The organism is Mesorhizobium sophorae (assembly GCF_002270415.1).
In the GTDB taxonomy this organism is placed as follows: domain Bacteria; phylum Pseudomonadota; class Alphaproteobacteria; order Rhizobiales; family Rhizobiaceae; genus Mesorhizobium; species Mesorhizobium sophorae.
The window spans coordinates 17,720-42,915 of sequence record NZ_NNRI01000020.1 but is presented as its reverse complement, the minus strand read 5'-3'; the positions used below and the strand labels follow the sequence as shown (position 1 = coordinate 42,915).

The window sequence follows — 25,196 nt, the reverse complement described above, 5'->3', positions numbered from 1 at the left end:
CTGTGAGCCGATGCTGACGTCGGTGCACGCCATAACGTCATGGTCACAACCCAAATTTCGCGTGGAGGTCAATCGTAAGAACGCGCCCGTTTCGTAAGACCTTATGTCCTTTCTGGTTGCCGGCTGTGAGGTGGTTCGCCCTACACTGGCAGTGTTGAAACGAGGGTTGCTCGTCGAGCCTATCCTCATGCCAGGAGGACGAACCATGGAAGAATATAGCCCCGCCGCGCTCGCCAGGTCGACCAACGCGCGCTTCTCTGTGCAGCTCCACAGCCTTCGTTGCCGCGCGCGCCCGGGCGTCGTTGCACGATCTTCGGCCGGCGCGGCGCCGCTGAGCTCGGCGACCAGATCGCCCTTTGCATGTTCCAATGTCATGGCGCGAAAGCTCCATGTTTATCGGCCAATTGCAAGGTGCCTTGGCGCACCGCTCTGATGTCCTTTTGCAAGGCGCGATCTGCGCAGTAATCCCACCCGACACCGATTTCCTCGGTCGGTTTCTCATTGACTGAGCGCCTATCGGTGGAGACGTGGCCTGGGACGCGGGTGAACAAGCTCTGATGCGCGGGTTGGTTACCGCATGTCCATGTATTCGTCCGGGGCTGGTCCCTCTCTTACAACGGGCGTCGGCATTGCCGGCCACAAAGCGGTGCCGGGAATTCCCCATTCAATGCCACGTCCCCGCCGATAGGCCCGATGATTATTTCGTCGCGACGAGGATCAGGTTCCTGCCTGCTGCTCATCCGCTCGGGCGATGGCCCACATGAAAGCTGCGAGTTCCCGAGCTATTGCGGTGACAGCCACGGTGCTGCGCTTGCCACGCGCGATCATGGCCCTGTAGCGCTTGGTCAAGCGCGCCTGTGCGTTCCACGCTATGTCTCGCACGACTTCAGGCATGTGGCGGCTTTCGAAGTATTTTCTTTTCCCCAGTTTGGCCGGATAGCGGTAAGTCCAGGCGCTCTCGGCCAAGACGCGGCGCACTCGGGCATTCCCAGCCTTGGTGATACCGCCCCGTCGCACGGCGTCCCCGGTCGAGCGCTCCGAGGGGACAAGTCCGAGATAAGCCATCAGTTGTCGCGGGTTGGCAAAGCGGCGTACATCGCCGATTTCGACCATGAAGGTAGCCGCACAAATGAGCTGGACCCCACGCAAAGCCTGCAAGCGTTCGACTACCGGCGCGAGTGGCCAGTCGAGCAGGCCGTCCTCGATTGCTTTTTCCAGGCGCGCTACTCTTTCCCGGCACTGCGACTCTGCGAGGATCAACTCCTGCAGGACAGCTTGCTGACTGCGGTATGAGAAACTCAGTCCATGCAGCCATTTGAGATACCTCGTTCCCCAGGCCTTCAGGCCGGGATAAATCTTGCCATGTCGCAACAGGAAGGATCGAATCTCCTGCCGCTTGCGGGTTCGATCCTTCACCGCAGCCTCGCGGGCGCGGATCAGGTCCCGTATAGCCTCATGAGCAGCGTCCGGTGTCCAGATCTCCGTCAGCTCACCGGCGCGGAACAGCCGGGCAAGTTTCTCGGCATCGCGGCGGTTGGTCTTGACTCGATCGCCAGGCTTGCGCGGGATCAGAGACGGAGCAATCACGGCGCACTCGTAGCCAAGCGCTTCGATCTCCCGCTTCAGACCGTATCCGGTGGGTCCAGCCTCATAGCAAAATCTCAATCGTACACCCGGGCGTCCGAGCTTGCGGACGAGGCGGCGTACTGACGCACTATCGGACGATATCTCTCCGACATACCGAACCTCGCCGGTACGCCCGCTCTCGGCGAGAGCAACAGCATGCCGATCCTTCGCAACATCCAATCCTACGAAAACTTCGCTATATTCTTCCATGGTTCGTCCTCCTGGCATGAGGAGAGGCTCGACGAGCAACCCTCGTTTCAACACTGCCAGTGTAGGGCGAACCACCTCACAGCCGGCAACCAGAAAGGACATAAGGTCTTACTGTCCTACGAGCGGCTGCAGGGCGCGTTCGCGGACCTTTTCGGTCTTGCCGTCAGCCAGGGCGGCCTGATGAACATGCTGCGTCGTGCCCAGGGCGGCTTCATGGCCGAGCGCGACAACGCGATCATGGCGTTGCGTCGGACCAAGGTCGTCGCCTGCGACGAGACCGGGGTGCGGATCGAGGGGAGCAATTCATACCACTGGGTGTTCCGCTGCCCGGAGGCGGTCGTTCATCGGTCCGCTCCGACACGCGGCGCCATCGTGGTGCCGACCCTGATGGACGGGCATCGACCCGACGTGTGGTGTTCCGATCGCTATGCCGCACAACAGTAAGCGGTTAGCTGACGGCGTCTGGTTTGAAGTTCCAGGGCATGAGCATTTCGATTTTGGCTGCGGGCCAGCGCTGAGCGATGCGGGTCAAGGTCTGGGAGAGCCAGGCGAGTGGGTCGACGCCATTCATTTTACAGGTTTGCAGAAGTGTCGCGACGGTCGCCCAGGTGCGTCCACCGCCCTCGCTTCCAGCGAAGAGACTATTTTTTCTCGTAATTGTCGGGGGCCTGATTGCACGCTCGACGATATTGGAGTCGATCTCGATACGACCGTCCATCAGAAAGCGTTCCAGCGCCTCCCGCCGGGTGAGCGCGTAGCGGATCGCCTCGGCATGGCGGTGATCGTTGCCGTCGCGGCCTGTGAGGTCCCGCTGATGTGCAGATCGTAAAACTTGCGCCGCAGATGCGCCCAGCACCCTGCGAGAGACCGGTGACTTCTCTGGGGTTATGCGGCTCGAAGTAGAGGCGGTCTGGGCTTGAACAGTGAAGGCACCTGCGGCTCTGACTGTCGAAATCTCGCGCGAAGTCGGTCGCGAAGCTCACCATTCTTTTCGGCGGTTCGCACCTGCATTAGCATGTGGGCGCCATGCTGAGACCATCGCATTTGTTGTGCTTTTTCACCATACGTTTGGCGACCAGCAAGTTGACCGCCGACTCGGCAAGAGTGGTAGCGACGCGAAGGCCGGCTCGGTAGCGTTTGCCGTAGTTGACGATCGCACAGCGGTTCGAACGGACATAGGTGAGCAGTTGCGATGCGAGCATGTGAAGACGCGCGACCGACAAATTTCCAGCCGCTTGCAACGGAAGCAATTGCGTAACAATACCCTGGAGGTCTCGGATAGCTCGATCCAAGCATCCGTGCCACAGTCGCCACTTCACCGCTTTGATGTCCTTGTCGATGGTCGAGAGCGCGCCGACGGACTCAGCTTGGGATCGAACCATGAAATCGGCGATCTGCTGCATGGGCTGAACCTTCATAGCAATGTGAAACCAGTCGATGATGTGGGCCGTCGGCTTCGGGATCGCACGCGGCAGTCGCTTGAGAATTTCAGCACCCTCCGAAATTACCGTGACGTCGCCGTAGCCACGATGCCCTTCTCGCTCAAGGGGGTGAAGGGCGCGATCTCGGATTGCGTCTTGGTCGGTATTGCTGGTGGTGAAATATCGGCCACCCCGATCTCCCCGCCCACCACGACCGCAGCGGGCCACGACGATCTCGAAATTCCGTCCTGAATTCCGCTCGGCGCCGCGAACATGCGCCGTGTCGATGCTGATGACGAACACTTTGCGGCGATCGCCGGGAAGCGGCATTTCGAGCTGCCGTCGTTCATCGGTCTGCAATCTTACTCGCCGGGTTTCTTCCATGATCTGGCCGTCAAGCCGTTCGCCGGCGCTGATCGTCCGCTTGCGCACAGTGGCGTGGGTCTCCGTCGGCTCGATAGGCAGAAAGGCAGCGAGCATGCTGGCAGCCTGGCGGTAGGGCAGCAGGCTTCCCAGTCGCGCCGCAATTCCATCAGTTCAGGCGTCGCCCGATCGGGGCAGATTTCCTTGAGCGGAGCGAATGCGCCGTCCATTCCCGGATGGCAATCCCGACACAGCATCCATCGTGGATTGCGAGCCTCCACCGTGCCAAACACCGTTCGAATTCGGCGTGTCGTGTAGTCCTTGACCGGCCGAAAGGTATGGCAGTCCGGACATACCCGGCGAAACAAGGCGTAAGTCTCCGCCTCCTGAGTGACCACCGCCTTCTGCAAGGCGACCATGATCTTCTTGCCATCATCGACCGACAGGCCGAGATCACCGTCGCACAGACGCTACTCGCTCTTATCGATTCGGACTTCTTGACAGACAAACGTCACCGAAGTCGTTCTTCCCCTCGATCGAGATCGTCCATTCCATCGCCTTCAACGCCTCCTTGAACAAAGCGCGGTGATGGCCAATCGGCGCTAACAAATCGTATCCGTACTGACCCCAGAGAAATTACCGGTGTCACGGCGCTTGCCTCAGTGTCTGAATCGGAATGACCGCCGTGTTTTCAGGCCCTTGCGAGCCGTCGGGTAAGCATGCGAATGTTTGCGATGAGGACCCAGGCCTGAGCGGATTCGATGGATCGCTCGAAGTCCTTGGCCAGCCTACGGCACCTACCCAGCCATGCGAAGGTCCGCTCAACGACCCATCGGCGTGGCAGAATCTCGAAGCCCTTGGCGCTGTCCGATCGCTTGATGATCTCCATCGTGAACTTGCCGATCTTTTGCAGGGCGCCCCGCAGTTTCGGCCCTGCATAGCCACCATCGGCGAAGACATGGCGCAGCCACGGCCAGCGCTCGAGTATGGATTTCAGGACGGCCGGCGCGCCGTCGCGGTCTTGAATGTCGGCGGCGTGAACGACGACGCCGACCAGCAAGCCCAGCGTGTCGACGACGATGTGCCGCTTGCGGCCCTTGACCTTCTTGCCGGCGTCGAAACCACGAACGCCGCCGCTTTCGGTGGTTTTCACGCTCTGGCTGTCGATGACGCCGGCGGACGGGCTTGCCTCCCGGCCTTCCCGTTCGCGCGCCGCCATGACGAGTTCATTGTTGATGGCGCGCAGCAATCCTTCGTCCCGCCAGCGCCAGAAGTACTTCTGCACCGTCGAGAACGGTGGGAAGTCCTTCGGCAGAAGCCGCCATGCTCCGCCCGACGAAGCCATGTAAAGCAGCGCGTTCACGACCTCGCGCAGGTCCGTCTTCCGCGGCCGGCCGATCCGGTTCGGCGCCGGCATCAGCGGCTCGATCAGCGCCCACTCCGCGTCCGTCAGGTCGCTTGCGTAGCGCGGGCAGCGCCGTTCATAGTGAGGGCGAGTGGTTTCGGTCCAGGGCATCATGATCTCCGTCGAATCTCAGCAATCCGACAGAATCACAACCCGCTGAAATCACTCACTTCTTTTTGGAGCAGACACTCAGAGTCGAGAGAAAGCACATAGGAACCAGGGGCAAGACCGCTGCTGATACTGCGAAGCTGCCTGCAAGCGCCTGACAAGACCGGTTCTGTGGGGGGCGTAATTCACCCCAGTAAGTGTGTACTCGGTGGTAGCATTGTCCCTGATTGGTCAGGAGCCGAAGATCCGCACGGTTCTGGCGACCACTGCCCGTTTCACGGAAAACAAGAAGCGGGTCGCCCATATCCATTCAAGCGACATCAGCGTAGGCGGCCTGCCCGAGCAGGTCAATGACTGGGAACGGCAAAGTCTCATCCTATCTTTTCATATCAATTCGCGTATTCCAGCGCATAATCCAAGGTTCGGCAACCGGGAGAACTCCGGGATAATCTGACCCCGGGTCAGCTCCATTCCTGAGCGCCTCTGCGGCCGGCCGGCTCCTCTAGCGCCGCAGGTATTCTTCGGCGGCAAAACTATAGATGTCTCGCTCATGTCGAACGGTGCGCCGACGCCTGAAAAAATTTCCCTCGGCATCATCTCTCAGCCCATGGCCGCCACGGTCCAGTCGAGATTACATGCGAGAGCGGCCGATAAACGGAAAGCAAAGGCTTGCAAAGATGAGTGGTGTGGCTGGCTCTGATGAAGATTTTGCTGCGCCATCGACATTTGCGCCACTCATGCAGCCGACCTTTCGTTCGATATGGCTCGCCACGCAGGTTTCCAGTCTCGGCTGGCTGATGCAGACTGTTGCCATCAGCTGGCTGATGGCGACGATCTCGACTTCCGACTTGATGGTTGCGCTGGTCCAGGCTTCGTCGACGCTGCCTGCGTTCATATTGTCTGTCTTCGCCGGGGCGCTCGCCGACAATTTCAGCCGTCGCAGGGTCATGTTCGCCGGCCGGTCCCTTATGGTGGTAGCCTCTGCGATGCTGACTGCTTTAGTGGCGCTGGGCTTTGTCGACCCGTGGATGATCCTCGGCTTCAGCTTCTTGATCGCATGTGGCGGAGCTCTCAACGATCCCGCCTGGCAAGCTTCGGTTGGCGATATCGTGCACCGACGCGATATTCCCGCTGCCGTTACGCTGCTTTCCGTGGGCTTCAACACGGTACGCACCGTAGGTCCGGCGCTGGGCGGCATCGTGGTTGCCTCGTTTGGGCTTTTGGCAGCTTTTACTGTGACCACCCTCACCTATTTGGTACCCTTGGCCACCATATGGCGCTGCAAGTGGAAGGTTCGCTCTTCACCTCTGCCGCGTGAATCGATGAGGACGGCGATCTACGACGGAGTTCGCTTCACGGCGATGTCGTCCGAAATCAAGGCGGCGATCGCCCGCGGAACCCTCTTTGGCCTGGCGAGCATTGCCATACTCGCGCTGCTGCCCCTGATCGTGCGCGATCAGTTGGGAGGAGGACCACTCGCCTATGGCACGCTCATGGCCGGCTTCGGGACAGGCGCCGTCTTCGCCGGCATCTCCAACAGCAGGTTCAGACGGAGCTTGTCGCAGGAACGGCTGATGACACTGGCCTGCGTCGCCTGCGCGGCGTGTTCCCTCTCCCTTGCCCTGAACTCTTCGATTGCAGTGGCGGCAATTGCACTCGCCTTGGGCGGCGCGGGGTGGGTCACAGCCTGGTCCGGGGTTGGCGTGAGCGTGCAGCTGGCGAGCCCGCGCTGGGTCGTGGGGCGCACGATCTCGATTTACTATGCATTGATAGATGGCGGGATCGCGGCCGGCAGTTGGGTGTGGGGCACGGTGGCCGAAAACCATTCGCTGACCTGGGCGCTGGAAGGCTCCGCTGGAGCTCTGCTGCTGGTCGCTGCAGCCGGAGTGCTGTTTCCTCTGCGTGAGCGCTGCGATTCCGAGCCCGACCCTTTAGAGGAATTCGACGCTCCCGCGGTCGCGCTTGATGTGAAGCCAAGAAGCGGTCCTATCGTTGTCAAGGTCGAGTATCTGATATCCGAGAAAAACCTTGAGGCTTTCCTCGATCTCATGAGCGAGCGCCGGCACGTGCATAGCCGCGTCGGCGCGCGGCAATGGACACTCCAGCGTAATCTTCAGAAACCTATGCAATGGACAGAAACATTCCGCACGCCGACCTGGACCGACTACCTTCGCCTCAACCATCGTCTCACGACCGCAGACAAGCAACTGGACGAACGCGTTTGCCAACTGCACGCGGGGGAGCACCCACCCCAAATGACGCTTTCGATTGAGCGGCCGACAAGCTCGGCCCGCAAACCCGAGCAGTCAGTCCTTCACGTTCCCCGTCATTGAAGCTAAACTGTCAAATATCGGGGCACCAGCGATAGCGAAGGTATGGCGCTCGAGAACGAGCGTTGAGTGGTCGAAGCATCTCAGCCAGGCGCCCAAGCAGGACCTGCTCCAGACTTGGACTAGAGAGCGTGTATTCCGATCTTCCCAGGCGCGCTGAGCTGACTGATGAAAGGACGCAGTGCGGTGAGGAAGTTCGAATTTGCTGGTCAGGCCGAGCTCTGAGACGGCCCAGAGTCGGTCGCAAGTCTTTCTTGCAGGTTGTTCAAATAATCTACCGCATAGGTTTGCGCCGTGGAAAGCGGTAGATTGATGCCGGCCGTCGCGGCCTCTTCAATCGCCTTCTTGACGAGCCCGTTGCGGATTGCCAGTTTGACCTCGGGCCCAGCGACAAGGCTGACAGCCTGCGCCGCCAAGTTGATGCCGGCTTCTGCCAGCGCGTGCATCATATTGCCTCCGCTAATGGCTGTATGTAGGATGTTCGCCGCTTGCGACTCCCACTCGAGGGCCATCGATGCGAGATCGGCTATTTTTCCCAGGCCCGGAACGAAGCTGAGCAAGCCCACCGCCGTTGCGGCCGAGTCAAGCAGGCCAGAGGCTTCCTTGCAAACGCCGTCGACTATATGCATGAAGATGCCGCCGTTCTTTTTGGCTGACTTGATCTCAGGCTGGTCCGCCAGGCCCATCGTCATGTCCGCGACAGCGTCCTGCTCCGCAGCGGTTTTGGGCACATGGATCTTTGGCTGTTGAATGGTTTGGTTCGCCGACGACATGTTGGTGTAGAAGTGGGCAAAATCTTTTTTGCTGACGTCACCAGAATCGACTGTATGTCCGCCGCCGAAGTCGAAGACTTTATTATGGGTCTTGTAGCCGGTGATCGAATTGTTGAGCAGACCGAACAACAGAGGATCTGAAAGGAGCTGCGACGCCGTTTTCCGTACTCCCGGATCAAGGCTCTTGTCGTCCGCCATGCTCGCCAGCTTGTCACGAGTCATGACACCGCTTCCAAAGAAAGCGTCCTGATGGCTATTCATCGTCTCGAGCGTATTCAGCTCGGCTTGCGTGAGGCTCATCGACGATGAGGCGACTTGCAGGAAGTCCTCTTTATGGACCTTATCTATAGCACCGCCGTACAACTGTTTCCAGGCATCCGGGTGATTGACAAAGTATTGAGCCGCCGCAATGACCTGGGGCGGACATTTGACGGTTTTCGCTTTGCCGTCGACGATCTGATTGAAATCAGCCAGACTCAGGTTCTTGGGCAGGCTTTCAGAGTACCGGTAAAGCTCGCGCAAGGCATCGCTCAAGGTCATGACCGAAGGCTGAGCATTTCCAGTGCTATCGGATGGAATGTAGTTCTGCTCGTAGCTTTGCGCCTGCCGCTCCTGAAACTCGGCAACTTGTGAATGATGGCTGGAGAACCCAGACAAATCTTTCGGCTCGATCCTGCCTCCACAGCGGCCGTCCCCCTGCGAGCCGATCGCGTAAAAGAGTTCTGGATCCTGCTGCAGTGCCTTGAGCGCCGCTTTCAAATCCGGTGGCGCAGAGGGCAGATTGGCTTGGGCATCGAGCTTGTCCCACCAGATTGGGGTGTCCTTGTGACGGTTAAGCACTGCCACAATCTGCAACTCAGCCTCGGTCAGGGAGCCGCCGTCCCAGGTGATTCTTGAGCTTTTCACCGGCACCGGCGGGACGGAAGGGGGCTCGATTGCAGAGGGCTGGAGATCCTGATCCATCGATTCAATTGCCGCCCTCATATGTGGCGGCAGCAGGTCCAATGGGTGCTGACGCAAATCTTCCATCGACGACTCGAGATCCGAAGCCTGCCGGTCCCGGAGCGCCGCAGGTTCGGTCTCACCTTGCAGCGAGTAAGAGGACAGCATTGCGTCGAAGAAGGATGCGCCTTGCTGAGCCTGGGCGGACATAGGCGCAGAAGGTGTCCGGCCCGACCAGGCCTGCACTGACTGTGCGGTATTTGAGCTGTTGGATGGTGAAAGGTTGCTGGCCGACATTGTGCACCCTCAGGCGTGACGTTGAAATTCCCACAAGGGCCTGATGTGAGGCCAATGCGCTCACGAACGCGACAATTCCGAGCGTCGGCCGGGTCCCAATGCCCTAGCCGTGCTTTTAATTGATCCGCTCCTTGCTAGCCCCAAGGCTCAATTCCAGCACAGTGCCGGCGATATCTTTGGAGTTGCCGGTTCTAATCATGAACGGCTTAGCTTTCGATAAACTGACGAGCTTCACACGAATTCACACTCAGGAGGTGGCGGTCGTGATCTTTTTCTTCAGAAGCTACGGCGTTTGCTCCGATGTCAGTTCTGGTTCCGCTCAGGCTTCCCGGCGACGCCGTCCTGTTGCGGCACGACAGAGGAGTAAGACGCTTCCGGTTGCCCGTCGCGGACGACCATGGTGGAAGAGCCTCGAAACAATATCAGCACCGATTCTCTTGGCGGCGTCTCCACGGCGCGGGGCTGCGCCTGGGCCTCCGCCACCAGGCCGTTGAACGTCTGTTCCACCAGCGCCATGAAGCGTGGAGGACCGGAAACCAGGACGAGGCCATTTCCGGGCGCAGGTCGCATGACATAGCGCTCATCGGAGATGCCAAGCTCATCGAGGGCCGCCTTGAACCCATCGAAGCCAACCGAAGTCAGCACAAGCATCCGAGTCTGCGCTTCTTTTGCAGCGGACACATAAAGCACCATCCCATCATAATACCATTGGAGATCATACAGGTCGGTCAAGCGGTCGAGGAACTCGCGCGGTGGTAAATCCGGCATACGCCCGCGAATCCGCCCCTTCACCTCCGGGCTGATGTTGAGCCTGATATTCAGGTTGTTGCCGAATTGCTGCAACGCTGCAGAGAGATCCTGATCTAGAACCGTATATCTATAGGGCGTCGAGGGAAGCGACAGAGGCGCACCCACAGTGGTGTGGATACCGGTGGGGAGAAAAAACCCGACACAGAGAAGTATCTTCAAAATGTGCAGGGCGGTGGATTGGATGAGCGTTCTCGGCATCTGGTCTTGATAAACCAAAGGCTGAAACTCTCACAAGTGACTAAAGTCGACAACGTGACTTTTAAATAGCCAAACGACGCTCTCGTTGGTCAGCTTGTCGTCAGTTCGCCTGCCTAGGGTATTGATCCAACAGCCGGTGATGAACGTGCTGACCTCATCCCGCGTCAAAGAGAACAAACGAGTCCTTGCATGATGATGCCTGTCACCTCGATCTCTGCCACTATAGCCGATCCTTTCTCCAGGTTCGCGCCATTCGACGAGCAGGCCCAGTTTGAGCGCGCCCTGGCGCAGGCGGCCGCCTCGACGAAAAACGACATTGCTTCGGCGCCAGCGAGGGCGGCGCCGGTTCCTGCGCCGATGGATGTCCAACGCGCGCCTGCGCGGACAAGTCCGGTAGGCGATCGCGTGATCCAGACGATTTCTTCGATGTACCGCGACAATACAGCCACTTCTGCCGCGCGCGACCATGAGGTTGCGCTTGCAAAGGGCGCTCTGTCGGGGCCGGCCCAGAGCCTCCCCGTCGAGGGTGGGGCTGCGGGAACGCGGATGCCGGGCCCCCTGCAAGGACCGCATGATTTCGAAACGATGGTTGCCGGTCTGCGGAATGTTTATAGCGAGGTCACCCAGGTTGCTCTTGTTTCCAAAGGTGTCAGCGGGCTCACCTCATCTGTCAACAACCTGATAAAACAAGGATGAACGGCGCGCATGATTGGTTTAGCCCGTGGCGAAAACATGCGTAGTCGCCCGCTTGGCTGGCGTTCGCTCTATTTTGTCGTACTGCCACTTCTCTTCGCCCTGAGTGGTTGCAAGGTCGATCTTTATACGCAATTGCAGGAGCGCGACGCGAATGAGATGCTCGCGCTTCTGATTGACAATGGGATTGATGCGGTCCGGGTTGCGGCTAAGGATGGGACCAGCACGATCCAGGTCGACGAAAAGCGGCTTGCCTTCTCAATCAATCTCCTGAGTGCCAAGGGGCTGCCGCGCCAGTCTTTCAAGAACCTCGGCGAGATATTCCAGGGCTCAGGCCTGATTGCCTCGCCGACGGAGGAGCGTGCCCGTTACGTTTATGCCCTGAGCGAAGAGTTGTCGCGTACCATCAGCGATATCGACGGCGTCTTCTCTGTACGCGTTCATGTCGTTCTGCCGCAAAACGATCTGTTACGAGCAGGCGCCGCGCCATCCTCAGCCTCGGTCTTTATCCGACACGACGCCAAAGAAAATCTCTCAGTTCTGCTGCCGAAGATAAAGATGCTCGTCGCCGACAGCATCGAAGGCTTGTCCTACGATAAGATAGAAGTGGTTTTGGTACCAGTGGAACGGCCCGTACCCGTGCAACGGCCCGTACCGGTGACTGTTCTGGCAAAAGCATCCAATTCCATTCCAGCGCCACTTCTGGCGATCGTGATGGGTGTTGCGGCGGCTGTATTCGCTGTGGCGTGCTATCTCTTAGCCAGTCTGGTTGGTCATCGGCGCAGGCAATCAAAGGGCGACCTATCCAAGGTCGAGGGGCGCTCGGGTGCTTCCGTTGTCGAGGCCATTCGCAAGAAGATCATCGGCGATACGGCGTAGGTGATATTCCCAATGACGATATCGACAAAGACCGCCGAACGTGATCGTACGTCCCAATTGCGTTCCGTGTTTCGGTGCGAGCTTGCTGCTTCGGCCCATCCGACGCGTCTTGCCGCCCATCTTGATCCGGCGTTATCGGCTGCGACATTGATGCGCTTGCAGAAGTGTCCCAGGCTGCGGCCAAGGCTGGTAGAATTGCTGCTTGACAATGACATGGATTCGAACGGAGGCGACTGGGGGCCGGATCTCCTGCACGGACGTGACCCGCATCGGGCTGCCCTCTTTGCCGGAAGTATATGGCATGCCCGTTCGTTGCTGAAACTTGTTTCGCAGCCTCACCTCAATGCGCTTATTGGATATATCGGCGCTGATGCGCACGCGTTTGGCATCCGACATCCGACGCATGCGATCGCAAACGGATTGATTGCTGATCCCGAAAAGCTGGCGCAGCAAATTGAACACGATGGACATGCCTGTCTTGGTGCTTGGCTCAATCACAGTCCAGAGCTTGAGCGTACACGCGTGCTTCTACGGTTGCCCGTCGGGACCGCCGCCGAGAATCCAGCGCCCGAACACGATGCTGCCGCAGGCCAGTTGTTTTCGCTTGTAGCCGCTCATTTTGAGGCGGAGATCCCGGTGATATGACAGCCGTTGTTCCTGCAGCGCCCGTCCCGCCCCAGATGCGCCCAGTGGACCCACTGATACGGGCGAGTGAGATCGAAATCTGGCATAGCGCCATGGAAGCGCGTGCTGCGGCGGAACGGCATCAGCGGCGGGTTCGCAGCTGGGCGCGCGCCGCCTATCAGCGTGAGCGGACACGCGGCCATACCGAGGGCTTGGATGCAGGCGCCGAGGAAATGGCCCGGCTGATTGCGGGGGCAGCCTCCGAAGTGGCGCGACGAAAGGCGGTTCTGGAGCAGGAATTGCCACAGCTCGTAATGGAGATCCTAAGCGATATTCTGGGCGCTTTCGATTCGGGCGAGCTGTTGGTGAGGGCTGTTCGTCACGCGATTGAGCGCAAGTACAGCGGCGCGGAAGTTTGCCTTCATGCATGTCCCAAGCAAGTCGATATGCTCGCGCGCGCGTTTGCTGGGTGCGACGGGCGGGAGGGCCGGCCGAGGGTTCGGATTGATCCGGATCCGACCTTGTCGCCGCAACAGTGCGTGCTGTGGAGCGACTATGGCAATGTCGATCTGGGACTTGATGCGCAGATGCGAGCGCTGCGCCTCGGCTTCGGGTCACTTTCTGACGAGGCGAACTGTGACCACGCCGGTGCATAGTCCCGCCGGCATCCGGCCTCCCGATCCGGCCATCTCGTCCTTGAGGTCTTCGGCAAAGCGAATCGACACGCGTGTCGTGCGCGGACGGATTACGCGGGCTGTCGGTACACTGGTCCATGCCATCTTGCCCGACACTCGTATTGGGGAACTTTGTCTGCTGCAGGATCCCAGAACCGGACTGTCGCTCGAGGCCGAGGTGATCGGCCTGTTGGATAATGGCGTGTTGCTCACGCCGATAGGAGACTTGATGGGCCTGTCGGGCCGCGCAGAGGTTGTGGCCACTGGACGAATGCGTGAAGTGCCAGTCGGCCCCGATTTGCTCGGCCGCGTGATTGACAGTCGTTGCCGTCCCCTCGACGGCAAAGGCGAAGTCAAAACCACCGAAACTCGTCCGCTGCGCGGCGCGGCCCCCAATCCAATGACAAGGCGCATTGTTGAGCGGCCGTTCCCGCTCGGGATCCGTGCTCTGGATGGTCTGCTGACATGCGGCGAGGGGCAGCGGATCGGAATTTATGGCGAGCCAGGTTGCGGCAAGTCGACGTTATTGTCACAGATCGCAAAAGGTGCCGCCGCCGACGTTATCATAGTCGCGCTCATCGGCGAACGTGGACGTGAAGTTCGAGAATTCATAGAGCGGCATCTTGGGGAGGCGGGCCTTCGCCATACGGTCGTAGTCGTCGAAACATCCGACCGCTCGGCAGTGGAGCGGGCGCAATGTGCTCCTATGGCGACCGCGCTCGCCGAATATTTTCGCGAACAAGGGCTACGCGTCGCCCTCATGCTAGACTCGCTGACACGCTTCTGCCGCGCCTTGCGCGAAATAGGCCTTGCTGCGGGTGAGCCGCCGACGCGACGGGGCTTTCCTCCTTCCGTTTTCGCTATGTTGCCAGGCCTGCTGGAGCGTGCCGGCATGGGTGATCGCGGCTCAATCACGGCTTTCTATACGGTGCTTGTCGAAGGTGACGGCACAGGCGATCCAATTGCCGAGGAATCGCGCGGCATTCTTGATGGCCACGTCGTTCTCTCACGCACTATCGCGGCGCGATCGCATTTTCCAGCTATTGATGTGCTGCAAAGTCGCAGCCGCGTAATGGATGCGGTCGTATCTGCGCCACATCGCAAGGCAGCATCCTTTTTCCGTGATCTGCTCTCGCGCTATGCCGAATCCGAGTTTTTGATCAACGTCGGCGAATACAAGCAAGGCGGCGACCCTCTTACTGACCGGGCTGTCGCGTCGATTGGCGAGCTGAGGGAATTTTTGCGCCAGAGCGAAGGAGAGCCGTCAGATTTTGAGGAGACGATCGCATGGATGTCGCGTCTGACCGGGTGAATTGTTTTCACGCTTCGAGGTTACGGCTTCTGAAGGAAACGCAAGAGCGTAGATTGCTTATGGAACTGTCCAAGAAGGAAGCCCAGCGCCAGACGGCCACCTTAGCCGTACAGAACGCCGCCCAGGGTCTTGCAGTCGCACAGCAAAATTGCGCAGGAGCCGAAGCGGGGCTCTACCAAGACCTGATGTCGCTCGACACTTTTTCCAGCGCAGCACTCGACCATCACCACCTTCTCGTTGAGCGGCTTGAGGCTGAGATCACTTTCAGACGCGAGATGCTTGATGAGGCACGCGTTGCTCAAGAAAAAGCCGAGGCAGCGGCGTCTGAGACGAGGGCCCGGTGGGTCAGAAGTTCGGCGGCAAAGCGCAAATGGCAGCAAATCGAGAAAGACGTCCGGCGCGCCCTCGACATTCATTTAGAGGCCGCAGACGAGATGGAGGCCGACGATGACATATTGCTTCGGTATGGAAGAATTTCGCTCGCCCTGACGGGTAACCCGATCCGATAACCGCAGGCTCCCTGATGACGCGATCGTGCAGTTTAGATCTGCTTTGGTAACCACTGTGGGCAGACCGGCTATATTCGAACCAGCGCTAACACTGTCCCACGCGGTCGCCTCGTGGCTCAATGATATAGCGGCATCGCGCAGGCCCTTTCAGGCCTTGATCAGCGACAAGCCACTATCGGCGCGGGTGGAAGGGCTTGCCTGGCAGCAGGAACCTTGTGGAATTCCGATGCTTGACTGCGTTTGGCGCGTGGGAGCTGAAACGATCGTACTGTCGCTGTCCCGACGGCTTGTAGAGGCGCTCGTCTCCACAGTACAGGGTGATCTGGCTTTCCCTTCCGAGCCAACTGCTTCGCTCATTCTGGAACTTGCACTTGAGCCGCTTATCGCTCAATTGGAGGATAAAACGCAGCGGGACGCGCAGCTTCTACACGTACGTGAAGCCACGACACTGGCTCCTTATCTCGAACTGGAAATCGTGTTCGGCCCAGTCAATGGCAAAGCTCGTCTCTTCCTGTTCTCGCCTCTTGATGGCCTCGTGCCGTTCGCGTTCCGCGCGCTAGGCGAACTGCTTGGCCAGTTGCCGCTACAGCCGCGCGAGCAATCCCCGGAGCTCCCGGTCATGGTCGCAGGAGAGATCGGCACGCTTCGCGTTCCGGCGGCGCTTCTTCGCAAAGCATGTGTTGGTGATGCTCTGTTGCCAGACAAATCGCCGTTCGGCCGCGACCAGATCACCCTATCTGTAGGCCTGTTATGGGCCCGGGCAGATCTTGAGGGCGATCACCTAATCCTGCGGGGGCCATTCCGCCCCCGATCGTGCCCTTTGGAGAATGCGCATATGACAAAACCCGAATCACCACTGGGGCCGTCGGAAGCCAATCTCGACGATGTCGAGATCGAGCTTGTCTTTGAATGTGGCCGCTGGCCCATGCCTCTGGGAGAATTGAGGAGCGCTGGTAAAGGACATGTTTTCGAACTTGGTCGGCCAATCGACGGTCCGGTGGACATACTTGCCAATGGTCGGCGTATCGGACGTGGCGACATCGTGCGCATCGGAGATGAGCTAGGCATCAGACTGCGTGGCAGGTTGGCATGCAATGACTGAGATTCAGCCGGCAATCTTTTCGCTTCTAGCGGTCACCGCCGGACTCGGTCTGCTGGTTTTGGTAGTCGCCACGACCACGGCGTTTGTAAAGCTATCAGTTGTTTTATTCCTCGTCCGCAATGCGCTGGGGACCCAGACGATACCGCCTAACTTAGTGCTATACGCAGCGGCACTCATCCTCACCATTTTCGTTAGCGCGCCTGTTATTGAACAGACCTATGATCGTATGACGGATCCGAAGCTCCGCTATCAGACGTTCGATGACTGGCTAAGCGCCGCCAAAGCCGGCAGTGAGCCCTTGCGCGATCATCTCAAGAAGTTCACGAACGAAGAGCAGCGGCGATTCTTCCTCTCCTCGACCCAAAAAGTCTGGCCAGAGGAAATGCGAGCCAGAACCACACCTGATGACTTCGCCATTCTCGTACCATCTTTTCTAATTTCGGAACTAAAGCGTGGGTTCGAAATCGGCTTTCTCCTTTATCTTCCCTTTATCGTCATCGACCTTATCGTAACGACAATTTTGATGGCGATGGGTATGTCGATGGTATCTCCGACGGTTATATCCGTCCCATTCAAGCTCTTTTTGTTCGTCGCTATTGATGGCTGGTCAAGGTTGATGCACGGACTTGTATTGAGCTACACGATACCGGGAGGTTGATCATTATTGAATCCAGTATTGTCACTCTTATGAACCAATCGTTGGTGGTTTTCATGATCTGGATTCTGCCGCCGCTCGTTGCGTCGGTAATTGTTGGCCTAGGCATTGGCATCATCCAGGCGGCAACGCAGATCCAGGATGAAAGCTTGCCGCTCACTGTGAAGCTTCTGGTCGTTGTCGCGGTAATTGGCCTGTTTGCCCCCGTGCTGAGCGCCCCGCTCATAGGACTGGCCGGCCAGATCTTTACCGAGTTTCCCGCAATGACACCTGGCTATTAGTCCTCGCCATGTATGCGTCATCGGCCGAGATTCAAATCCTGATCCATACGGCTATCGAAATCGTCGTCGCGGCTGGTCTCGGCGCGGCCCGCGCGATAGGCATTATGCTGATCCTTCCTGTATTTACACGATCTCAGATTGGCGGGCTGATCCGCGGCTGCCTGGCTGTTGCCTTCGGACTACCGTGCTTGGCACACGTCAGCGAGGGCTTGCAGGCGCTAGATCCTGAAACACGTTTGATCCAGGTAACTCTTCTCGGATTGAAGGAGGTTTTTGTCGGCGTACTCCTTGGCACTTTTCTCGGCACTCCCCTTTGGGGACTTCAGGCGGCCGGTGAGTTTATGGACAATCAACGCGGCATCACTAGCCCGTCCGCTCCGAGCGACCCCACGACGAACAGTCAGGCTTCCGCTATGGGAGTCTTTCTCGGGATCACTGCAATTACGATCTTCGTCGCAGCAGGAGGTCTGGAGACCGTGATCAGCGCCCTTTATGGCAGCTATTTGATCTGGCCCGTGTATCGGTTTCACCCCGCATTGAGCGCGCAGGGAGCAATGGCGTTATTGAGGCTGCTCGACCAGATTATGCGCACGACATTATTGGTCTCGGGGCCCGTAGTGTTCTTTCTGGGGCTAATTGATATTTCAATGATGATCCTGCGTCGCTTTGCGCCCCAATTCAAGTCGAGCCAACTGTCCCCTGCGATCAAGAATATCGTCTTTCCGATTATCATGGTCACCTACGCTGCCTATCTGGTCGAGAGCATGAAACTGGAGATCACACAAGCGAGTGGCGCGCTTGAGTGGTTCGACAAGTTGCTGAAATGAGCGACACGAGTGAAGAAAAGGCACACGCCGCCACCCCAAAGAAACTAAGCGAAGCGCGCAAAAAAGGGCAGATATCGCGTAGCTCCGATTTCGTCCGCGCAGGCGGCACTTGCGCTGGGCTCGGCTATCTTTGGCTAAGAGGGAGCGTGATCGAAGACAAATGCCACGAAACGCTACTATTAACCGACAAGCTGCAGAACCTGCCTTTCAATGTCGCGGTCCGGCAGGAACTAGTCCTGCTAATCGAACTCACCCTGGCGACCGTTGGCCCGCTGCTTGGCACTCTCGTTGCTGCGGTAATTCTGACGGGATTATTAGCCAATGGTGGATTTGTCTTCTCTCTCGAGCCGATGAAGCCCAACTTTGGGAAAATAAACCCTTTTGAAGGGCTGAAGCGCATGGCGTCCATGCGTTCTGTAGTCGAAGTTGGCAAGACTCTGTTTAAAGTAATGGTTCTCAGCGCGACCTTTTCCCTCGTCCTTCTCGGCATGTGGAAGACGATGGTCTATCTGCCGCTGTGCGGCATGGGTTGCCTCGGCATTGTCTTTACGGAAGCGAAGCTGTTGCTCGGGATTGGCGCCGGTGCGCTTCTGATCGGCGGACTGATTGATCTCCTGTTGCAGCGTGCGTTGTTTCTGCGCGAAATGCGCATGACCAAGACCGAAGTGACGCGCGAGGTGAAGGAACAGCAAGGAACGCCGGAGTTGAACAATGAACGACGTCGCATCCGCAATGAAGCGGCCGGCGAGCCTCCGCTTGGGGTGAATCGCGCCACGTTGGTCTTCAGAGGGAAGGCGATACTGGTCGGTCTGCGTTACGTACGAGGTGAGACCGGTGTGCCGGTCTTAGTTTGCCGCGCCGAGGGCGAGGCCGCCTCACGAATGTTTAGTGAGGCGCAGGCGCTACGTCTCGAAATTGTCAATGATCATGTCTTGGCGCATCAACTCATCAGCACAACGAAACTGGGCAACGCCGTTCCCATGCAATATTTCGAGCCCGTCGCGCGAGCACTCTTCGCCGCAGGCTTAACCTAGCCGTGGCCTCAACAGGTTGTCTCCGGTCAGGCAAAATCTGCCGATTGGCGTGTACGACTTTAGGTTCGCGCGGTCTGCGGCTTATAGCGACGAGGTCAGGCAGGCGGTTCAGCGGCATGACGTCGGGTATGCCGCGGCAAAGGCCAATTCGCTGAGGCCGGTCTGGATCTGGATGAAGTGTTGGGCCCAACCGCATCTATCGGCTCCATCGCGAGGAAGGGCTGGCGGTGCACAAGCGGCGCGCGACGGCGTGCGGTCGGCACCGGGACACCGATCCTGGTGGAGGCGCGGCCGAAAGCGCGCTGGTCGCTGGACTTCGTCCACGACCAGTTTGCCTGCGGCCGTCGCTTCCGCATCCTCAACGTGGTCGACCTCGATCTCGGGCCGGCGTGTGGCGCGGGAACTGACGTACCTGATCGCCCGCCGTGGCAAGCCGGGCATGATCGTCTGCGACCTCGGCACCGAGTTCACCTCGAACGCCACGCTCGCCCGGTCGAAGGATCATCAGGTGGAATGGCACTACATCGCGCCGGGCAAGGCGATGCAGAACGCCGCTGCGAGAGCTTCAACGGGCGGATGGGGGACGAGCTCTTGAACGAGGCCCTGTTCTTCAGCGTCGACCATACCCGCACGACGATCGCCGAATGGAAGGACGACTAAAACCGCCCACATTCAGCGCTCCGGTTCCTCACGCCGACGGCCTATGCCGCCAGTCTCACCGCAACGGCCGGCTGGGCTGAGACCCGCCCGCGGTGGGGCCTCGGGGCAAAGCCTAGAGCCTGTACCGGTAAGACCGGGCGCGCCAACCTACTCCTCATTCCTTGGCTGGAACTACTTTAGCCGCGAACGCGTATATTTCCTTTTTATACGCAAGTGCGCATATTTCGGCTTTATACGGCATCGCGTATATTGATATTTTATACGGGCTCGCGTATATTGGCCTTGGAGGTCATCATGAACGAGCAAATCGCCCGTACCGAAAAACAACTGGGAGCCATCCTGCGCCGCGCGCGCAAGCAGGCGGGGATGACGCAATCAAGCCTGGGGCACAACATCCATCTTCGGCAGGGAACGGTCTCCCGGCTCGAAGCCGGCGAGCCCGCAGTCCAACTGCGCACCGTTATGGAGGCACTCGCTGCCCTCAACCTCGAACTCGTGGTCCGGGACCGGAGCAAAGCGAGCGCAGCGGACATTGAGGACCTCTTCTAAATGGCGCGCCAGCGAACGCACGCTCCCCTCAACGTCTTTCTCAACAGCCGCCTTGTTGGCGTGCTGCGACGTGAGACAAGCGGCGCTATCGATTTCCGCTATGATCTCGACTGGCTTGGCTGGAGGGCGACGTTTCCGATTTCGTTGTCGCTACCGCTGCGCGAGGACCGCTATATCGGCGAACCCGTCATCAACGTGTTCGACAACCTGCTGCCGGATAGCGACGCAATCCGCAAGCGCGTCGCGGAAAGAGTGGGAGCCGCAGGCACAGACGCATACAGCATGCTCACAGCCCTTGGTCACGATTGCGTCGGCGCGCTTCAATTTCTGCCGGATGGGATCAATCCAGGCGCGCCGGGAAGTACCGACGGAAAACCTGTCGACGTTTCGGAGATTGGGGACATCATTCGCAATCTCGCAGCTGCCCCGCTGGGCATGGGCGAGGATGATGATTTCAGGATTTCCATCGCGGGCGCGCAGGAGAAAACGGCCCTGCTGCGCAAAGACGGCAAATGGTACAAGCCCGTTGGCACGAGCGCGACAACCCACATTCTCAAACCTCAAATCCGGCAGCTGCCCAACGGCATCGACCTGTCGAACAGTGTCGAGAACGAATATCTCTGCTTGAAACTCCTCGCCGCATTCGGCGCGCCGAGCGCCGACGCCGAAATCACGGACTTCGGAGAGCGAAGGACGCTGATAATCGAGCGCTTTGATCGCCGCTGGACACGTGATAATCGGCTGCTCCGCCTGCCGCAGGAGGATTGCTGTCAAGCCCTTTCCTTCCCGCCCACACGAAAATATCAGTCCGACGGGGGCCCGAGCATGCGCTCAATCCTGGAGCTCCTGAAGGGCAGCGATACGCCTGAGAGCGCCATCGCGATGTTCATGCGGGCCAACATTGTGTTCTGGTTGATCGGAGCAACCGACGGCCACGCGAAAAATTTCAGCATTTTTCTGGGACCCGGCGGGCGGTTCAGAATGACGCCTCTTTACGACGTGCTCAGCGCGCAGCCGAGTCTGGACGCTGGCCAAATCCAGAAGAAGAAATTCAAGCTTGCCATGTCTGTCGGCAAGGGCCGCCACTACGCCATCAACGACATCATGCCGCGCCATTTCATTCAAACCGCTGAGCTCTCCGGAGTGGGAGCGGCACTTGTAAAATCGATCTTCGACGATCTCGCGGAAAGCGCGGTGCGGGCGTTTGATGAGGTAGTTGAATCGCTGCCAGGTGGCTTCCCGGAAGCGATGACGGATTCGATCGGGAAGGCAATCGTTCACCGGCTTGGGCTTTTGGAAGTTGAAGCATCCGCTGAGAACGCCGCCGTTTAGAAATGGGAGGCGCCGGATGAAGATGGCAGCAGGACCATGGACGCCGATGCGATCCAGGCCCGAACCTGGCCGTTCGTACCTGATCTGCGGCACGTATGGCGGTATGCAGACGTGCGATGTCGCCTTCTACAACGGGACACGAGCCGATGGTTCGCATTGGTGGATGCTGGGCAATGTCGAGATCGCGCCCGCGGCGATTGACCGCTACGCAGAAATCCTCCTGGAAGAGATCGATCAGACGCACCCCTCTCCGAGTCTTCATTCCTCTCGCGTATAGCGATGCCCCCGCGGGCGGTTCTGCTTGTGGCCGGAGTTCTCGCCAATGTTCTTTTTCCAGCTCCTTTTGGGCTCGGCTTTGAGACCAACCGCTGGAACCGTGATGTCGAGATTGTTGACCTCGATCTGATGCTGGCGCGCCTTCCACGTTTCGACGTGGAGGCTTTCAGCCGCCAGGATTTCTCGCCGGATTTTCGTTTCGAGCGAGCGCCGCTCGCGCAGGTCAAGGCGATGCAACGCCTTGTGACGACGCTCCAGCATGAACTGCTCGCGTTGGTGACGACGGCCTAATGCCTCCTGTTCGATGCGGTGGCGCTCCGCGGGATTGATCCGGGGATTGATCTGGCCGAACTGCATAATCGAAGCCTTCTGCGGGAAATCTGAGCGCAGAGCCACCGAAAGGCTCTTGATCCAAGAAAGCTATCGGAAAGAACCTCTAACCGCCGCCCTCGCCTTGCGACAAACCAGCGTAAGCGAACAGCTTAAACTACAAATCTGGGGGGGAGGACTTCGAATCTCGTCGGGCGCGCCAATTATCTCAAGCACTTAGCCGCCGCGCGCCATACTAATCTTAGGATTAGTACGGGAATTAGTATGGCAGATTCCCTCACTTGTTCGGTTGCCTTGACGCAATTTCGCGTCGGCGCGGTGCCAGGGGAACACTCCGACCGGCTCATGCGTTGCCCTCCGAAGGCAGAGGTCACAGGTTCGAATCCTGTCGGGTGCGCCACTTGCGAACAAAACTGGGAACTCCGGCCGGAGTGGCCCCGCCGCCCATCACCAGCCTCTCAAGAGTCGTCCTGCGACCGATGATGCGGATTTCCGTGTCGTCCACTTCCACCTGGTCGATGACCGAACGAATATAGGCACGGCGAAACGGCGTATCGCCGGTCAGCACATTCTGGCGCATCACGGCGACGAAGGCGGCGATGCTTTCTTCGGTGATGCGGGCACGTGGGTTCAGTTCGGCCACAGCCCTGTCGAAGGCGATCTGCGCCAGGTCCCGTTCCGTTTTCACCGCTGCGATACGGTCCTTGAGGGTCGGGTCTCCCGGATCGGCAATGCCGCTTTCAATCGCAGCATAGAGTCGGTCGAGGCGCCCTTTCGCGTCAGCGGTCTTTGCCCGCAGGGCGGAAAGGCGCGCGCCGTGATCCTCGTCCCTTGCCGTCTGCCGCTGCATCAGTCCGGCAAGCAGGTCGCCGATGCGCTCCGGCGTTAGAAGCTTGTCGGCAAGGCGTTCGGTTACCATCCGGTCGAGCTTGTCCATCGGGATGGAGCGGCCCTTACAGGCTGACTTGCCCTTCTGGGCGAAAGTCGCGCAGGTGTAGTACCGGTAGCGGCCATATTTGCCGGTGCGGAGGGTCATGCCGCCGTTGCAGTCCGCGCAGGTGGCGATCCCGGTGAGGAGAATAGGGCCGGTGACCACGCGCGGCGGCATAACCTTCGGGTTCTTCGCCTTGAGCGTCGCCTGCACGGCATCAAACGTCCCGGCCTCTATGATCGGATCGACCGCGACGGCGATCTGCTGATCGTCAGGCTTTGTTTCCTTCGTCTTCCAGACTTTTCGGTTGAAGCGGTATTCGCCCTTGTAAGTCGGGCTGGTGAGAATCTTGTGCAGCGGGCCGATGCCCCACCGCGCGCCGACACGCGTACGGTAACCGCGCTCGTTCAGCCAGCAGGTCAGGGCTTTCACGCCCATGGGACCGGACGTGCCGTCGCCTTCGCGGAACAGTTTGAACATCAGGCGCACGGTTTCGGCCTCGACCGGGTCGATGGCGAGGCGCTTCTTGGTTTTCGCGCCGCGCTGTTCGGCGGCGACCACGGCGTAGCCGAAAGGCGCTTTCGAGCCGTTCCAGAAGCCCTGTCTTGCATTCTCCTGCATGGCGCGCAGCGTGTGCTTGGCGTTCTCCTTCGACTGGTATTCGTCGAACAGGGCGAAGACCTGCCGTACCATCACGCTCATCGGATCGTCGCCGAGGTCCTGCGTGATGCTGACCAGCCGGACGCCTGCCTTGCGCAGGCGGCGCACATGGTATTCGAGCGCGAAATGGTCGCGCGCGAAGCGGCTGAAGGAATGCACGACGACGACCTCGAATGGCGGCGAGTCCGTCGTCGCCATGTCGAGCATGCGCTGTAGTTCGGGGCGGCGGTCGTCCATGCCGCTCGCGCCCGGTTCGACAAATTCAATAGCGACCTGCCAGCCGCGGCTGGCGCAGTAGGCCATAGCCTGACGGCGCTGGTCCGGAATGGAAAGGTCAGCTTCCGCCTGGCGGCCCGTGGAGACGCGCAGGTACAGCGCGACCCGTGTGCTTGTCGCGGGCTCCGCTTGTTTGGCTTGAATGGAAGGCTGCATGACGGCGACCCCTCGTTCCTTCCCGTCAACCCGTTTTTTGCGGCGCTTGTGAGTCCGCGAGCGGCATCCTGATCAGATCATCATGGTCATCATCATGATGGCCAGTCTGGTCGCCGCGCAGGATGGCATTGACGAGCGGCATGAGGAAGGCCTCGACGGCATCGAGTTCGGCAGCGCCGATTGGAATGTCGGTCGGAAAGTCATCGACGACGCGCCAGACCTGGCGATCGCCGCTCAATTCCTTTCGCGCATGAAGCCGATCCTTGTTCATGCAGGCAGTCTGCCAGCGCGCGACCGAATGCGCGTGGCCACGAACAGGTCATTGTGAGCGCGTCACCCTGGCCCGGAGTGACAGTCGCCAAATTCCGTGATGTCTTCGGAGCTACGTGCAACGGAGGCAGGTCGCATGGAACTTTCCATTCAACCGATGCAGTGGTCAGTGTTACCCGAGCTTCAGGATGCGCCGCCGCTCGGCGACGACGATCTCGATTGTCTCGCCGAGGTGCGGGACGTGCTGGCGCGGCATGGCAAGCTTCGGCGTTTTGCCCTGCATTTGGCGCACCGGCATTTTGTGCTGGGGTCTGATGAAATCCTGATCGAGTGGCCCGATCCGGACGGGCGGACCCAACATGTGACAGTCGGCAGGCTGGCGGAGGCGCCGGATGCGCAGCCGACCACATGGCTCTTCGAGGAAGGGCCGGAGCTTCGATTGTCTGACGCCGTCTACTGCGTCTGCGTGTCCGACCCCAACAAGACAGATGCCTGTATTCGGCATGGCAAAAGCCGCTCGCCGGGCGGGGCGCGCCAGAAGGAGGATGGCGCGAGGGACAGGAGGATTTCAGAAGAGAAGGGGCAGCATGAGCGGGGATTTCCCGTCGGCGGGCACGACGAGCGGGGGCGTGGACGGTAGGGCGTGCCGGGGGCTTCGGCCGTCGGGTCATACTCGGTTAGAC

Annotated in this window: 25 protein-coding genes and 3 pseudogenes; 19 read left to right on the top strand and 9 right to left on the bottom strand. The window is 59.3% G+C overall.

The window, feature by feature from the left end; genetic code table 11:
• Positions 1-717 precede the first annotated feature (717 nt).
• The gene (locus CGZ66_RS27875; protein ID WP_095090029.1) at positions 718-1,836 is read right to left on the bottom strand and encodes an IS110 family RNA-guided transposase; all 1,119 of its coding nucleotides are present in this window, start codon (positions 1,834-1,836) and stop codon (positions 718-720) included.
• Between the two features lie 111 nt (positions 1,837-1,947).
• Between CGZ66_RS27875 and CGZ66_RS27870 the strand changes: the two are divergent.
• Positions 1,948-2,277, top strand: a pseudogene (locus tag CGZ66_RS27870) (IS66 family transposase); the annotation flags it as partial.
• 7 nt (positions 2,278-2,284) lie between these two features.
• Here the strand turns inward: CGZ66_RS27870 and CGZ66_RS27865 are convergent.
• The 3 genes and pseudogenes from CGZ66_RS27865 to CGZ66_RS27855 form a co-directional block, all read right to left on the bottom strand.
• The gene (locus CGZ66_RS27865) at positions 2,285-2,692 is read right to left on the bottom strand and encodes an IS66 family transposase (RefSeq protein WP_245331247.1); all 408 of its coding nucleotides are present in this window, start codon (positions 2,690-2,692) and stop codon (positions 2,285-2,287) included.
• 29 nt (positions 2,693-2,721) lie between these two features.
• Positions 2,722-4,175 (bottom strand): annotated as a pseudogene (locus CGZ66_RS27860) (ISKra4 family transposase).
• Between the two features lie 136 nt (positions 4,176-4,311).
• On the bottom strand, positions 4,312-5,136 hold the full coding sequence (locus CGZ66_RS27855; protein WP_095082000.1) for an IS5 family transposase: 825 nt from the start codon (positions 5,134-5,136) through the stop codon (positions 4,312-4,314).
• A gap of 214 nt (positions 5,137-5,350) precedes the next feature.
• Between CGZ66_RS27855 and CGZ66_RS27850 the strand changes: the two genes are divergently transcribed.
• Together CGZ66_RS27850 and CGZ66_RS27845 are read left to right on the top strand one after the other, a co-directional pair.
• Positions 5,351-5,587 carry a hypothetical protein gene (locus CGZ66_RS27850; RefSeq protein ID WP_095090027.1) on the top strand — a complete coding sequence of 79 codons (237 nt, stop codon included), beginning with the start codon at positions 5,351-5,353 and terminating at the stop codon, positions 5,585-5,587.
• Between the two features lie 223 nt (positions 5,588-5,810).
• Positions 5,811-7,466, top strand: a complete 1,656-nt coding sequence (locus CGZ66_RS27845; protein ID WP_095090025.1) for an MFS transporter — start codon at positions 5,811-5,813, stop codon at positions 7,464-7,466.
• A gap of 206 nt (positions 7,467-7,672) precedes the next feature.
• Here CGZ66_RS27845 and CGZ66_RS27840 read toward each other — a convergent pair whose 3' ends face one another.
• Together CGZ66_RS27840 and CGZ66_RS27835 are read right to left on the bottom strand one after the other, a co-directional pair.
• Positions 7,673-9,475 (bottom strand): HrpF/NolX family T3SS translocon protein, encoded by a 1,803-nt coding sequence (locus CGZ66_RS27840; protein WP_095090023.1) that lies wholly within the window; start codon positions 9,473-9,475, stop codon positions 7,673-7,675.
• Positions 9,476-9,778: 303 nt separating this feature from the next.
• Positions 9,779-10,483 (bottom strand): secretin N-terminal domain-containing protein, encoded by a 705-nt coding sequence (locus CGZ66_RS27835; RefSeq protein WP_095090021.1) that lies wholly within the window; start codon positions 10,481-10,483, stop codon positions 9,779-9,781.
• Positions 10,484-10,672: 189 nt separating this feature from the next.
• Between CGZ66_RS27835 and CGZ66_RS27830 the strand changes: the two genes are divergently transcribed.
• The 15 genes and pseudogenes from CGZ66_RS27830 (at position 10,673) to CGZ66_RS39410 (ending at position 21,891) form a co-directional block, all read left to right on the top strand.
• Positions 10,673-11,179 (top strand): nodulation protein NolB, encoded by a 507-nt coding sequence (locus tag CGZ66_RS27830; protein ID WP_095090019.1) that lies wholly within the window; start codon positions 10,673-10,675, stop codon positions 11,177-11,179.
• A 9-nt stretch (positions 11,180-11,188) separates the two neighbouring features.
• Positions 11,189-12,055, top strand: a complete 867-nt coding sequence (gene sctJ / locus CGZ66_RS27825) for a type III secretion system inner membrane ring lipoprotein SctJ (RefSeq protein ID WP_095090017.1) — start codon at positions 11,189-11,191, stop codon at positions 12,053-12,055.
• 12 nt (positions 12,056-12,067) lie between these two features.
• Positions 12,068-12,700 (top strand): nodulation protein NolU, encoded by a 633-nt coding sequence (locus CGZ66_RS27820; protein WP_095090015.1) that lies wholly within the window; start codon positions 12,068-12,070, stop codon positions 12,698-12,700.
• The gene (gene sctL / locus CGZ66_RS27815; protein WP_095090013.1) at positions 12,697-13,335 is read left to right on the top strand and encodes a type III secretion system stator protein SctL; all 639 of its coding nucleotides are present in this window, start codon (positions 12,697-12,699) and stop codon (positions 13,333-13,335) included. Before CGZ66_RS27820 ends, sctL begins: the two co-directional genes overlap by 4 nt.
• Positions 13,316-14,665: a type III secretion system ATPase SctN gene (gene sctN, locus CGZ66_RS27810; protein ID WP_095090011.1), complete on the top strand. Its 1,350-nt coding sequence runs from the start codon at positions 13,316-13,318 to the stop codon at positions 14,663-14,665. Before sctL ends, sctN begins: the two co-directional genes overlap by 20 nt.
• Positions 14,641-15,174 (top strand): hypothetical protein, encoded by a 534-nt coding sequence (locus CGZ66_RS27805; RefSeq protein ID WP_095090010.1) that lies wholly within the window; start codon positions 14,641-14,643, stop codon positions 15,172-15,174. The genes sctN and CGZ66_RS27805 overlap by 25 nt, the downstream gene beginning before the upstream one ends.
• Positions 15,175-15,199: 25 nt before the next feature.
• A complete protein-coding gene (sctQ, locus tag CGZ66_RS27800; protein ID WP_095090008.1) occupies positions 15,200-16,276 on the top strand; it encodes a type III secretion system cytoplasmic ring protein SctQ in 1,077 nt (358 codons plus the stop codon).
• Positions 16,269-16,934 (top strand): type III secretion system export apparatus subunit SctR, encoded by a 666-nt coding sequence (sctR, locus tag CGZ66_RS27795; RefSeq protein WP_095090007.1) that lies wholly within the window; start codon positions 16,269-16,271, stop codon positions 16,932-16,934. Before sctQ ends, sctR begins: the two co-directional genes overlap by 8 nt.
• A gap of 29 nt (positions 16,935-16,963) precedes the next feature.
• Positions 16,964-17,212: an EscS/YscS/HrcS family type III secretion system export apparatus protein gene (locus CGZ66_RS27790; protein WP_206073788.1), complete on the top strand. Its 249-nt coding sequence runs from the start codon at positions 16,964-16,966 to the stop codon at positions 17,210-17,212.
• Between the two features lie 8 nt (positions 17,213-17,220).
• Positions 17,221-18,039 (top strand): type III secretion system export apparatus subunit SctT, encoded by an 819-nt coding sequence (gene sctT, locus CGZ66_RS27785; RefSeq protein ID WP_095090005.1) that lies wholly within the window; start codon positions 17,221-17,223, stop codon positions 18,037-18,039.
• A complete protein-coding gene (locus tag CGZ66_RS27780) occupies positions 18,036-19,073 on the top strand; it encodes an EscU/YscU/HrcU family type III secretion system export apparatus switch protein (RefSeq protein WP_095090003.1) in 1,038 nt (345 codons plus the stop codon). Before sctT ends, CGZ66_RS27780 begins: the two co-directional genes overlap by 4 nt.
• Before the next feature lie 182 nt (positions 19,074-19,255).
• Positions 19,256-19,913: pseudogene (locus tag CGZ66_RS27775) on the top strand (integrase core domain-containing protein); the annotation flags it as partial.
• 114 nt (positions 19,914-20,027) lie between these two features.
• Positions 20,028-20,282: a helix-turn-helix domain-containing protein gene (locus CGZ66_RS27770; protein WP_095090082.1), complete on the top strand. Its 255-nt coding sequence runs from the start codon at positions 20,028-20,030 to the stop codon at positions 20,280-20,282.
• Positions 20,283-21,614, top strand: a complete 1,332-nt coding sequence (locus tag CGZ66_RS27765; protein ID WP_095090001.1) for a type II toxin-antitoxin system HipA family toxin — start codon at positions 20,283-20,285, stop codon at positions 21,612-21,614.
• Between the two features lie 16 nt (positions 21,615-21,630).
• A complete protein-coding gene (locus tag CGZ66_RS39410) occupies positions 21,631-21,891 on the top strand; it encodes a hypothetical protein (RefSeq protein WP_143748870.1) in 261 nt (86 codons plus the stop codon).
• Here CGZ66_RS39410 and CGZ66_RS39405 read toward each other — a convergent pair.
• The 3 genes from CGZ66_RS39405 to CGZ66_RS27745 form a co-directional block, all read right to left on the bottom strand.
• Positions 21,873-22,247, bottom strand: coding sequence for a hypothetical protein (locus tag CGZ66_RS39405; RefSeq protein ID WP_143748869.1), 375 nt, complete (start codon positions 22,245-22,247; stop codon positions 21,873-21,875). The two genes, CGZ66_RS39410 and CGZ66_RS39405, sit on opposite strands and share 19 nt — an antisense overlap.
• Before the next feature lie 343 nt (positions 22,248-22,590).
• Entirely contained in the window at positions 22,591-24,243 is a 1,653-nt protein-coding gene (locus tag CGZ66_RS27750) for a recombinase family protein (RefSeq protein WP_095089997.1), read from the bottom strand.
• A 25-nt stretch (positions 24,244-24,268) separates the two neighbouring features.
• Complete coding sequence (locus tag CGZ66_RS27745) at positions 24,269-24,514, bottom strand: hypothetical protein (protein WP_095089995.1); 246 nt, start codon at positions 24,512-24,514, stop codon at positions 24,269-24,271.
• A gap of 135 nt (positions 24,515-24,649) precedes the next feature.
• On the opposite strand from CGZ66_RS27745, the gene CGZ66_RS27740 reads away from it, so the two are divergent.
• Positions 24,650-25,153 (top strand): hypothetical protein, encoded by a 504-nt coding sequence (locus tag CGZ66_RS27740; protein WP_143748868.1) that lies wholly within the window; start codon positions 24,650-24,652, stop codon positions 25,151-25,153.
• Positions 25,154-25,196: the final 43 nt, after the last annotated feature.